This is a genomic window from Janthinobacterium sp. HH104 (assembly GCF_001758715.1).
Taxonomy (GTDB): Bacteria; Pseudomonadota; Gammaproteobacteria; order Burkholderiales; family Burkholderiaceae_D; genus Janthinobacterium; species Janthinobacterium aestuarii.
This window is the reverse complement of the sequence record NZ_LRIB01000038.1, coordinates 1-12429: the sequence shown is the minus strand read 5'-3', so window position 1 is coordinate 12429 and position 12429 is coordinate 1. Positions and strand designations below refer to the sequence as shown.

General features: G+C 60.8%; 9 protein-coding genes. 4 read left to right on the top strand and 5 right to left on the bottom strand.

Annotated elements, in window-relative coordinates; all coding sequences use genetic code 11:
• Positions 1–45: 45 nt before the first annotated feature.
• Together JAB6_RS16815 and JAB6_RS16810 are read left to right on the top strand one after the other, a co-directional pair.
• Entirely contained in the window at positions 46–714 is a 669-nt protein-coding gene (locus JAB6_RS16815; RefSeq protein WP_070303707.1) for an SDR family oxidoreductase, read from the top strand.
• A gap of 39 nt (positions 715–753) precedes the next feature.
• On the top strand, positions 754–1881 hold the full coding sequence (locus tag JAB6_RS16810; protein WP_070303706.1) for an acyl-CoA dehydrogenase family protein: 1128 nt from the start codon (positions 754–756) through the stop codon (positions 1879–1881).
• Positions 1882–2255: 374 nt separating this feature from the next.
• On the opposite strand, the gene JAB6_RS16805 is transcribed toward JAB6_RS16810, so the two are convergent.
• The 4 genes from JAB6_RS16805 to JAB6_RS16790 all read right to left on the bottom strand — a co-directional run bounded on the left by JAB6_RS16805 (position 2256) and on the right by JAB6_RS16790 (position 9180).
• On the bottom strand, positions 2256–3149 hold the full coding sequence (locus tag JAB6_RS16805; protein WP_034753736.1) for a YihY/virulence factor BrkB family protein: 894 nt from the start codon (positions 3147–3149) through the stop codon (positions 2256–2258).
• Positions 3150–3236: 87 nt separating this feature from the next.
• The gene (locus JAB6_RS16800; protein ID WP_070303705.1) at positions 3237–4316 is read right to left on the bottom strand and encodes an LD-carboxypeptidase; all 1080 of its coding nucleotides are present in this window, start codon (positions 4314–4316) and stop codon (positions 3237–3239) included.
• 88 nt (positions 4317–4404) lie between these two features.
• Positions 4405–7158, bottom strand: a complete 2754-nt coding sequence (locus JAB6_RS16795) for a TonB-dependent receptor (protein ID WP_070303704.1) — start codon at positions 7156–7158, stop codon at positions 4405–4407.
• Positions 7159–7284: 126 nt separating this feature from the next.
• Positions 7285–9180, bottom strand: a complete 1896-nt coding sequence (locus tag JAB6_RS16790; RefSeq protein ID WP_254671657.1) for an ABC transporter substrate-binding protein — start codon at positions 9178–9180, stop codon at positions 7285–7287.
• A 214-nt stretch (positions 9181–9394) separates the two neighbouring features.
• Between JAB6_RS16790 and JAB6_RS16785 the strand changes: the two genes are divergently transcribed.
• Positions 9395–10633 carry a nucleoside recognition domain-containing protein gene (locus JAB6_RS16785; protein ID WP_034753725.1) on the top strand — a complete coding sequence of 413 codons (1239 nt, stop codon included), beginning with the start codon at positions 9395–9397 and terminating at the stop codon, positions 10631–10633.
• 8 nt (positions 10634–10641) lie between these two features.
• On the top strand, positions 10642–12144 hold the full coding sequence (gene dacB / locus JAB6_RS16780) for a D-alanyl-D-alanine carboxypeptidase/D-alanyl-D-alanine-endopeptidase (RefSeq protein ID WP_070303703.1): 1503 nt from the start codon (positions 10642–10644) through the stop codon (positions 12142–12144).
• Positions 12145–12239: 95 nt separating this feature from the next.
• Here dacB and JAB6_RS29570 read toward each other — a convergent pair.
• Positions 12240–12429, bottom strand: a 190-nt coding sequence (locus JAB6_RS29570) for a hypothetical protein (RefSeq protein WP_217494637.1), incomplete at its 5' end; no start/stop codon positions are given.

The window sequence follows — 12429 nt, the reverse complement described above, 5'->3', positions numbered from 1 at the left end:
CACGTTCGCTGCGCGCCTTTTCATTGATTACTCAGGGAGAAAGACATGCCTACCGCATTGATCATCGGCGCCTCGCGCGGCATCGGCCACGAAATCGTCCGTCAATACCGCCACGATGGCTGGCGAGTGATTGCCACGGCGCGCACGCAAGACGCTTGCGACGCCCTCACGCAACTGGGTGCGGAAGCGCACCTGCTCGACGTGACGGATGTGGACGGCTGTGCCGCCCTGGGCTGGAAGCTCGACGATGAAATACTCGACGTGGCCATCCTCAACGCGGGCGTGTATGGCCCGCGCCACGACGGTACCCCCACGCAAGAAGATTTCGATGCCGTCATGCACACGAACGTGCTGGCGGCCATGCGGCTGCTGCCGCTCCTGGCGCCGCTGGTAGCCAATGCCAAAGGGAAACTGGCCGTGCTGTCCTCGCACATGGGCTCCCTGAGCGAACGGGGCAACCCCAGCGGTTCACTGTACCGCGCCAGCAAGGCCGCCTTGAATTCCGTGCTGATCGACACGTCCCTCGTGTACGGCCCGCAAGGCGTCAGCTGCGTGGCCTTCCACCCGGGCTGGGTGCGCACGGACATGGGCGGCGCCGGCGCCGACCTTTCCACAGAGCAAAGCGCTGCCGGCATCCGCGCCACCCTGGCCAGCTTGCCGGCCACGGACAAGGCCGTGTTCCGCAATTACGATGGCAAGCCCATCAGCTGGTAATTCCACCACACACCATAAAAACAAACGAGACGACGTCCCATGATACTCAATGAAGAACAGACCATGATCCAGGAAGCGCTGCGCAGTTTTTCGCGCGAGCGCCTGGCGCCCAATGCGGCCCGCTGGGACAAGGAACATCATTTCCCGAAAGAAGAATTGCAGGAACTGGCCGCGCTGGGCGCCTTTGGCGTGGCCGTGCCGGAAGCGCTCGGTGGTGCCGGCCTCGACTACGTGTCGCTGGCCCTGGTGCTGGAAGAAATCGCCGCCGGCGATGGCGGCACGTCGACCATCATTTCCGTCAACAATTGCCCCGTGTGCAGCATCGCCATGATGTACGCCAACGACGCGCAAAAGGAACAATGGCTGCGCCCGCTGGCGCAAGGCACGATGCTCGGTGCGTTTTGCCTGACAGAACCACACACGGGCAGCGACGCCTCGGCCCTGCGCACGACGGCCACCCGCGATGGCAATGAATACGTAATCAACGGCACCAAGCAGTTCATTACCAGCGGCAAGTATGCGGACGTGGCCATCGTCATGGCCGTCACCGACAAGGCGGCTGGCAAGCGTGGCATCAGCGCCTTCTGGGTGCCGACGAACACGCCTGGCTACATCGTGGCAGGACTGGAACAGAAGATGGGCCAGCACTCGTCGGACACGGCGCAAATCCTGTTCGAGAATTGCCGCATCCCGGCGGAAAATTTGATAGGCGAAGAAGGACAAGGCTACAAGATCGCCCTGTCCGGCCTGGAAGGCGGACGCATCGGCATCGCTTCACAAGCCGTGGGCATGGCGCGCGCGGCGTATGAAGCAGCGCTGAGCTATGCGCGCGAGCGCGAGAGTTTCGGCAAACCCATCTATGAACACCAAGCCGTGCAATTCCGCCTGGCCGACATGGCCACGCAGATCGAAGCGGCACGCCAGCTGATCCGCCATGCGGCGGCCATGAAGGATGCGGGCCTGCCCTGCCTGAAGGAAGCGGCCATGGCCAAGCTGTTTGCGTCGGAAATGGCGGAAAAAGTGTGCTCGGACGCCATCCAGGTGCATGGCGGCTACGGTTATGTATCCGACTTCCCCGTCGAGCGCATCTACCGCGACGTGCGCGTGTGCCAGATTTATGAGGGGACCAGCGATATTCAGAAGATTTTGATTGCGCGGGCTTTGTAAACCCCAGGGCAAATACTGGGGTCAGACCCGGCGGGTCTGACCCCATACGCCAACTATGGACGAAAAAAAAGCCCGCTAGCGCGGGCTTCGTTCCAATGTATTACCAATGCTTTAATCGTGTCATGGACGCCAGTGCTATCTGCAAAGTGCCTCCTGATTTTCGGACTCCCATGCTATCTGCATGGTGACTCCAAGTGTAAAATCGACCATCGTATCCGGAATTACAAAATCCATTTCTTCGCACTGTCACGCCATCGACATTACACCTGTCGGTCGCCGCGCTGAAACTGGATGGTGAGATAATTTGCTGCCAAATCTCAATCACTGAACGGAGTATAGCACAGCTTTTTGTGCGGTGCAATAATCTTTTTAAATCAAGTCCTTAGCGCCAGCGGCTTGTCTTCTTCGCCGCCACGGGCCACTCTTTCGTATTCGGAAATCACTTGCGCGCCCAGCAACAGCAAGGTGGCGCCGATTTCCAGGCTGAACATGACGACGATAGCCGTCGTCATCGAGCCGTAGACAATATTCACCTGCGACAAGGTAGAGAAATACCAGACCAGCACGTGTCGCGCGATTTCCCACAGCAGGGCTGCCGTCACGCCGCCGATCAGCGCATGCGTGATCGATAATCGCCCCACCGGCATGACCAGGTAGATCGAACTGAGCACGAGGATTTCGCCCGCCAGCCCCAGCAAATACAGCAGCACGCCCGATACCCCTTCCAGGCCCCAGTCATGGCGCAGGAAGCGCACGCTTTCCTCCCCCATCACTTGCAGGCTGCCCGCCACCAGGGTGATCAGCAAAATACCGATACCCAGGCACAGGATGTAGCAATACGGCAGCACGGCGGAAATGAGGAAATGGCGGCGGCGGATGGCGACGCGGTGGATGAAGATCACGCTCATGGCGTTTTCCAGCACGGTAAACGCCAAGGAACTGAAAAACAGCATGGTCAGCAGCAAGAGCCAGCCGATCACGCCCCGGTTGTTGAGGAAATGCGCGACCTCGGCCACGATGGCTTTCGATTGCCCGGGCACCAGCCATTCCAGGTAATGGCCTATGGTTTGCAACAATTCGTCCTGCGCGATCACGTGCGACAGGGCCACCACCACCAGCATCAGCAGGGGCACGATGGACAGCAGCGAGTAATACGCGACGGCACCCGCCAGCAGCAAGCCCTGGTTGGCGCGGAAACCCTTCAGCACCTGCAGCACGAAGGCCAGCGGGTGGCTGAGGATGTAGGTACTGGCGTGGCGGTTGATCATGTCGGGTACGGTGAAGAAGGCGGCGCGGCCTCGTGCCACGCCTGCATTCACACTAGCATACTGACCATCGACCCGCTGCACCGTACGCTAACAGACGGCCGGCTCCAATAAGGTCAAGGTTTGCCGGTCCGCATCCAGGGTGGCGAGGATGCCCATCGGTATCGTGAACTGGTGGCGGATGTGGCCAAACGAATAGCCGCTGACGGCCGGCACGCGTAAAGGCTGCAAATGCTGGTCCACGGTGGCATCGAGGGTCAGCGCGGTATCGCCCTCGGCCGCCTCGCAATGCTCGAAGATGCCCAGCATCAAGGCCGCGGCCTTGTTGAACCCCATGGACAGGTCGAGCTGGCACAACATCCTGTCGATGCGGTACGGCACTTCGTTGATTTCTTCAAGGAACAAAATATGCTCGCGGAAATCGGCCGCATACGGCGTGCCGGCCAGCGCGCTGACCATGCACAGATTGCCGCCCGTCAAGCGTCCCGTCGCCTGGCCGCCGTGCACGGTGCGGATGGCGAAGTTCGGCTGCGTCTGCGCGCGGCGGTGATTGTCGAGCGCCATCGGGATCGTGTACTGCTCTTGCGGCGTCATCAGCACGTTTTGCAGCTGCGTCACCGTGTACTCGGAAAACGTGGACGAGGCCACGGGACCGTGGAAGGTCACCAGACCCGTCTGGCGGGCGATGGCCAGGTGCAGGGCCGTGATGTCGGAATAGCCGATCAGCACTTTCGGGTTGGCGCGGATCAAGGCGTAGTCGAGCAGCGCCAGCAGTGAAATGCAGCCCGAGCCGCCGCGGATGGCCCACACCGCCTTGACGTCCGGGTCGCGGAACGCCGCGTGCAAATCGTCCAGGCGTTGCTGCACCGTGCCCGCATAGTTGCCGTGCACGGCGCGGATATTCGCGCCCAGGCTGGCGCGCAAGCCCAGCGATTCGATATTGTGCACGGCCTTGGCGATGGACTCCTCATCCGTAAAACCGCCCGGCGCGATGATGGCGACCAGGTCGCCCTGGCGCAAACGCGCCGGCTTGATCAATGCGTGTTGCTGTTGCATGCGTTTGCCCTTCCCTTGCGTGGCCGCCGCCAACACCGGTGTGCCCGCCGCCCCCAGAGTGGCGGCCAGCAAGCCGCCGAAGCGGCGCCGGCTGAGATTGGTCTGACTGGACATGCGGCCCTTTCCTGGAATAAAAACGGCGACGCCAGGCGCCGCCGCACGAGGTTAGCACGCCAGCGGGATCGCCGCCGGCATGGTTGCCTTACATGAACTTGTACTTCAGCTGGAACGACAGCGAACGGCCGCGAGGATCGGCCACGCGCGGGTCCCAGCCGGCGCCCACCACTTCATCCACGTTGTGCGCGGTGAATGGCGGATCGCGGTCGAACAGGTTCTGGATGCCCACGGTAATCGTCGTATTTTTGAAGCCCGTGTACGTGCCCGACAAGTTATACGTGGTGTAGCTGGACACGTCCGGCTTGAAGCCCGGTGGCGGCGTACCCTTGCCGCCATTCGGCAGCTGGTCCTTGTAGCCCGACGAAAAACTCTGGATCAGCAAACCGCTCCAGTCGCCGCGCGACACGCCAAAGCTGGCATTGTGTTTCCAGCGCAGGTACAGATCGCGCGTATAGAACTTGCCGACCAGTTCCTGGTATTCCTGGCCCTGGTATTCCGCAAACTTGAAGCTGTCCATATACGTGCCGTCCAGGGTCGCCGTCCATTTCGCGTCCTGGATCTTGCCTTCGCCACGCAAGCCCACGTCGAGGCCGCGCACGCGGCTGCCTGCCGCATTGATCCAGCCCGCCTGCACGTACTCGATGGTGCCGTCCGGATTGCGGTGGATATACTGGTTCAGCGCCTGGTAGTTGGCCAGCACGATTTGCGGCGTGCGGTTCAGGATGCGGTCCTTGGTATTGATGGCCCAGTAGTCGAACGAGGCCGAATAGCCCTTGAATGGCTCGATGACAAAACCGACGCTGCCCTGCTTCGACGTTTCCGGCTTCAGGTTCGTGTTGCCGCCCGTCTTGTAGTCGAGGCGGTCGATGGCGCAATACTCGGGCACGCCCGGATGCTTGGCGCAGCCTTCCTGGTCGATCACGCCGTTCGGCAATTCCTGGCTCAGCGAACCCGAATACAGCTGCTGGAAGCTTGGCGCGAGGAAACCCTTGCTGGCCGAACCACGGAACAGCAGGAAGTCGGTCGGCTGATAGCGGAAGGCCACTTTCGGATTCGTCGTCGCGCCCACCAGGCTGTAATCGTCGCGGCGGATGGCCAGCTGCATTTCCAGGTCCTTCGTGACCGGCACCAGCAGCTCGGCATACACGGCCTTGACGGTACGGCTGGCATCTTTGAGTGCGGCATTGCCCGGCGACAGCAAAATCTGCGTGGCATCGACGTCTTGCGCAAAGCTGTAACCTTCGCGGCGCAAGTCAAAACCGGCCGCCATGGCCAAGGCACCGGCCGGCAGCTGGAACAGCTCGCCCGAAACGGAACCGTCGATCTGCGTCAGGGTCGTTTTGCCGTGCTGGAAGTCGCCACGGAACTTGGTCGATTCGATCAATTGCTTGGCCGCTTCCGTCTGGCTCTGGCCGGCGCCCACCCATGGATTGATGATGCCGCTGGCCAATGCCGCGTACAGCTTGTCCGTGTAGGAATAGCCATCCGTCAGCTTGGTCTTGGTGCTGCTTTCGGCGCGCGAAATGCCGGCCTTGTAATCCCACTTGCCAAAGTTGCCTTCAAAGCCCACCAACACGCGGGCATTGTCTGTCGTGTTTTCCTGCGTGCGGTTGCCCACGTCATTGGCGCGCCATTTGTAGGAAATCGGCTTGGTCCTGTCGAACGAGGGGATGTAGGCCGACAGGTCCTGGTAATACGCGCCACCGACCGGATACAAATTCTTGTTGGCAACGGTCGCCTGCACCTGCATCGGCGTCAAAATGGCCGTGGCCTTGGTACGCGAACCGAGCACTTCGACAAACATGCGGTGGTCGGGCGCCAGCTGGAAGGTGCCGCGCGACAACAGATTGGCACGTTCAACGGGGAATTGCAGCACATAGTCGGCGCCATAGTCATACGCGCAGGAATACGTGGTGCGCAGCGGCGAGGTCACGTCTTTCCACAGTGCCGTCTGGTACTGCGACATGCCGGCGATGCTGTCGCACTTGCCCTGGAAACTCAAGGGATTGGCTTGCAGGTATTTATTCGCATCGCCTGGCAGCTGGAACGAGGCGCCCAGCGCCGTGCCGGCACCCGCCATCTGGTTGGCAAACGGCGTGCCCGTCGTATCGGGCGACAGGCCGCGGCCCGGCTGGAAGCCGTTGACGAAGGAGCGGTCGCGGCCATTGAGCTGCTGCGCCTTGTCGACGGTCAGGCTGGCCATGATGTTGTAGCGGTCGCTTTCCAGCGAACCCGTACCGGCCAGGAGCGAGGCGCGGCGCGTGGCGCCGCCGCCTGCCTGCGTGTCGTTGGTGGAGACGGACGCTTCCACGCCGCTGTAATTGGTTTTCAAAATGAAATTGATCACGCCGCCGATGGCGTCCGTGCCGTAGATGGCCGAGGCGCCATCCTTGAGAATTTCCACGCGCGAAATCGCGCCCAGCGGGATCGAGTTCAAGTCGACCGACTTGCCGCTGGCGCCGTGCGTGGCGATGCGGCGGCCATTCAACAGCACCAGGGTGCTCGACGGGCCCAAGCCGCGCAGCGAGGCGAACGAGGCGCCGCCGCTGACCCTGTCGGCATCGGCGCCAAACACGTTATTGCCCGAAGTCATGTTATCGGCACCCGTGCCATTCGCTGACAAGGTGCGCACCAGTTGCTCGGTCGTCGTGATGCCCTGTTTTTCGATCTGGTCAAAGGTGATGACTTGCACGGGCAACGCGCCTTCCTTGGCCACGCGTTTGATGCTGCTGCCCGTCACTTCGACCCGTTGCATTGCTGGTGCCGCCGCTTCCTGTGCGACGACCGGCCCCACCACCCCCATCAATGCCACCAACTGCGCTAGCTTTTTCAATTTCACAGGTCTTCTCCTTGTTGGGCAATCGAAACTTGAGTTCTCAAGTCAGGCTGTATAGATATGTCGCAACGTCTGTCTCGCAGTACATTTTTTTATGACAATTGCGCATGACTTTATTTGTTTTCATTTTCAGAGTAGCGCGATGCATCCGCGGCCAGCCAATGAAAAATGCTTTCCTAACCATAACTTTTTGGAATGAATGCCCTTTTCAGTGACATGGTCACTTGCCTGCGGGGCTACCCTTGGCTTTTCCACGTCCAGATAGCGCCAAGACGTGAATTCCACGGGGTGGCGCCTGTAGTTTTTTAGCCACGGTTGTTGCAGGTCGGCAGAGATGGGATGCGTCAGCAGCACCCACGGCGTGTAAGCGTGGATCAGCTGAAACAGGTCGAAGTACAGACTGCGTCGGCGCGGCGTATCGGATAGCAGGCGCGCCTCCTCATAGCGTTTATTGTAATCGGGCAAGTTGAAGCGGGCATAGTTGGCGCGGCCACTGTTGGGACCGTACAACAATTGCATAAAGTTATCACCATCGGGGAAGTCGGCGATCCAGTTGGTCTCGAACATCTGCACCTTGCCCAGGCGCGAGGCCTTGATGATTTCCGTCTTCTTGTCGCTCTTGAATTCCACGCGCACGCCGATGGCATTCAGGTTGCGGCGCCACAATTCGTCGCGCAAGCGGCCCACCGTACTCGGCTCCGTATGCATGGTCAGGATCAAGGGCGTGCCGTCCGGCTGGGTGCGGAAACCGTCTGGCCCCGCCTTGTAGGCGAAACGGTCGAGCAGGGCGCGCGCCAGGGCCGGATCGTAGCCGACGGGGCTGCGGTAGCTCTTGTCGTAACCGAGCACATTGGGCGGCAACGGCGACTGGGCCGGCAAGGCCAATCCCTTTTTCAATAGCGCGATGTCTTCGCGGCTGTTGTAGCTGAGGGCGATGGCGCGCCGCAGGGCCAGCTTGTCCTTGCCTATGCCGCCCAGCACGGGGTCGTCCATGTTCATCCACATGTAATACGTCTGCAACACGGGAAAGCGCGTCAGCTGCATGCCCTTGGCGGCCAGCGCCGGTTTCAGCGCGCCGTTTTCCAGCACCATGTCCGTCATCGATTCCGGCACTTGCTCCAGGTAATCGAACTCGCCTTTCAGGAAACCCAGCATGCGCGATTGATATTCCTCGACAATGCGCACCTCGATGCGCTCGACCAGCGGTAATTGCTTGCCTTCCAGTGCCGTCGCGATGGCGCGCGCATCCGGTGGCAAGGCAGCCAGCGCCTTGGCTTGCGTATGGAACACGGTGGGACGGAAAGTCGGATTGGCTTGCAGCACGATCTTGTCGCTGCGCTTCCACTCCTTCACCAGGAACGGCCCCGTGCCCACGGGATGGTTGCCGATCTGCCCTGCCGCCGGGTACGCTTCAGCCACTTCGCGCGCCACCACGGCGGTCGCCGGCATGGCCAGGTAAAACAGGAAGTTCGGGTCGACGCCATTGAGGCGGATGCGCAAGGTGTATTTGTCCAGCGCCTGCAAGCCCGCGATCGGCGTGTCATAGCTGAACTTTGTTTTCAGGGCAGCATCGCCCACCAGCTTGTCTTCCAGCAAGAACAGCCACGGCGACTTCAGGCTGGGGTCATACAGCCGCGTCAGGCTGTAGACATAATCCTGCGCCGTCACTTCGCGCGGCTTGCCTTTGAAGGCGGGATCGGGCGTAAAGAATATGCCGGGCTGCAAGTGAAAGGTATAGGTGCGCCCGCCATCTTCCACGGTCGGCATGGCGCGCGTCGTATTGCCCTGCAGTTGCACGGGGCGCGCCAGGTAGTCATAGCGCAGCAAGGGATCGAAAATGTTTTCCATCAAATTCAGGCTGGCCAGGTCCGACGCCACGGCCGGGTCCAGGCCCGTCTCGCTGGTGCTGAGGAACAGGTGCAAGGTCTTGTTCGCGCGGGCATCGGCGGCGGCGTGGGCCGGTACGGTAAAAAGCGTCAACAGGGACAAGCCGGCGGCGCAGGCGGTTTTGCGTAAAAACATCATCAGTAATCCAGTGCAGACAAAGGTAAGGAACAGCAGTAAGCGACAGGCATCCCCCACACTACGCGGGCACGCTGCGGGGCGCCAATGAAAACAGGCTGCCAGCTTATAACTTTTTGGCATGCGATTGCTGCATTCTTTCATCAACTCGTATCGGGCTGCCCCTATACTTTGTTTGCAGACATTTTTCACTCCCGACACACAGAACTGATCGCATATGGCACTTAATTACATCTGGTCCGGCTTTTTCCTCGTAGGCTTCCTGGCCGCAGTGCTGCAGTGGCTGTTCCTCGGCGATACCGATATCTTCAAGCGCATCATCGACGGCACGTTCGAGACGGCGCGCATGGGCGTGATGGATATCGCCCTGCCGCTGGCGGGCGTGATGACCTTGTGGCTCGGCATCATGAACATCGGTGAAAAGGCGGGCATCGTCGGCTGGCTGGCGAAAGTGATCGCACCGTTCTTTTCGCGCATCTTCCCGGAAATTCCGAAAGACCATCCAGCCACGGGCCACATGGTGATGAATTTCTCGGCCAACCTGCTGGGCCTGGACAATGCGGCCACGCCGTTCGGCTTGAAGGCCATGGAAAGCCTGCAAACCTTGAACCCGAACAAGGAAGAGGCGACGAATGCGCAGATCATGTTTTTGGTGCTGCACACCTCGGGCCTGACCCTGATTCCGCTGGCCATCATGGCGCAGCGTTCGATCCTCGGCGCGGCCGACCCGTCCGATATCTTTATTCCCTGCATGATCGCCACCTATGTGGCCACCATGGTCGGCATCATCACGGTGTCCATCAAGCAGCGCATCAACTTGCTCAACCGGGTCGTGCTGGGCTGGATGGGCGGCATGACGAGCGCCATCGTCGCCATGATCTGGTACTTCACACAATACCTGACGAAACAGGAAATCGAGCTGGTCTCGAAAGTGGTCAGCAACCTGGTGTTGATCAGCGTCATCGCCATATTTATTATTGGCGCGCTGCGCAAGAAAGTGAACGTGTATGACGCCTTCATCGAGGGCGCGAAAGGCGGCATCCAGACGTCGATCACCGTGATTCCCTATCTGGTCGGCATGCTGGTGGCCATCAGCGTGATCCGTAACGCGGGCGTGTTCAATTTCCTGATGAGCGGCATGAACTGGTTCTTCGCCAACCTGGGCATCAATACGGACTTCGTGCCCGCGCTGCCGACGGCCATGATGAAGCCGCTCAGCGGCTCCGGCTCGAAAGCCATGATGATCGACGCCATGAATACCTATGGCGTCGACTCGTTCGTCGGCCGCCTGGCCTGCGTCTTCCAGGGCTCGGCCGACACCACCTTCTATATCGTGGCCCTGTACTTCGGCTCGGTGGGCATCCGCAAGACGCGCTATGCCATCACGGCCGGCCTGATCGCGGATCTGGCTGGCGTGATCACCGCCGTCTTTGTCGCCTACGTCTTTTTCCATTAAGGAGCACCATGTTACGTCCTGTCCTGATGGCTGCACTGTTGGCGGGTCTTGGCCTGTCGACTGCCCAGGCGCAATTGCCCGAATCCGTCAGCCTGCTGCTGCGCAGCGCGAATATTCCCGAAGACGCCATGGGCGCCATCGTCCTGCGCGGCAACACGGTGGTGATGTCGCATGGCGCCGAGCGCAGCATGCAGCCGGCCTCCACCATGAAACTGGTGACGACGGCCGTGGGCCTGGAGCAACTCGGGCCCATCTTCCGCGGCCGCACGGAACTGCGCACCAGCGCCGACGTCATCAATGGCGTACTGAAGGGCGACTTGATCCTGCGCGGCGGCGCCGACACGGATTTCAATGCGAACGCGCTGGAGCACATGCTGCAAACCTTGCGCACGCAAGGCATCGTGAAAATCAAGGGCGACCTGATCCTCGACCGACAGCTGTTCCAGCCGGCCCGGCCCGACATTGGTGCGCCGCCCTTCGACGAATCGGCCGAGTTCCGCTACAACGTCATTCCCGATGCCTTGCTGCTGAACACCAATCTGCTCGATATCAATATCAACTCGACGGACCGGCAATTGAGCATCCTGATGCAGCCGGCGCTCGAGAACGTCAGCATCACGAGCGACATGAAGCTGATCAAGGGCAGTTGCGCCAGATGGGAAGACGGCTGGCGCCCGCCCGAATACCGGCGCGATGCGAGCGGCAAGCTGCAAGTGATACTGCATGGCACCTTCCCGCAAAATTGCAGCAAGGCTACCAGCATCAATGTTCTTGATCGCAACGATTACGCGGACCGCTTGTTCCGTGCCACCTGGAAACGCCTGGGCGGCACGATCACGGGCACGGTGCGCGAAGCGCCGGCAACCGGCTTGCCGCCGACGGCCGAACCGGTCGGCACGCGCATGCTGGCCGACCATGTGGCGCGCGCCTTGCCGGAAGTCTTGCGCGATATCAACAAGACGTCCGACAATACCCTGGCCCGCACCCTGTTCCTGAGCTTGGGCAGCTTGCAAAGCGATGGCTGGCTGGGCAGCCGCCCCGTCGCCATGGCGGTGCCGGAAGACACGGCCACGCGTGCGCGGCAAGTGATCCAGGAATGGTTCCAGCGGCATCAGATCGACACCCAGGGCATGCTGGTCGACAACGGTTCCGGCTTGTCGCGCACGGGACGCATTGCGCCTGCGCAAATGGCCGCTGTCCTGCAGGCGATGCAGCAAAGTCCGTGGGCACCCGAGTTCCAGTCCAGCCTGCCCATCGTTGCGCTGGACGGCACCATGCGCAAGCGCCTGTTGAACAGTCCAGCGGCCGCACGGGCCCGCATCAAGACGGGAACATTGAAGAATGTGGTGGCCATCGCCGGCTATGTCCCCGACGCCAACAACCAGCTGTGCGTGGTGGTCGCCATGATCAATAGCGACCTGGTCGGCAACGGCAACGGCCGCGCGGCGGTTGATGCGCTGATCGAGTGGGTCGCCAGGAGCGGCGTCACATCGGTGGTTGCCGGCCAATAAAGGGAAGCAAAGACAGAAAGGCAGCGCGTAGCGCTGCTTTTTTTCGTTTGTCACCTGTTTGTCACCTGGCTGCCGACTTGTCGGATTACGCTACGCTAATCCGACCTACCCGCCATCCAATAAACGTAGGTCGGCTTAGCGCGCAGCGCGTAAGCCGACACCACCCGCGGCGCCCAACAAAAACCCCAGACGTAAAAAAACCCCAACCGGATCACCGGAAGGGGTTTTTTCGAATAACAAGCCTGACGATAACCTACTTTCACACTGGTTGCAGCACTATCATCG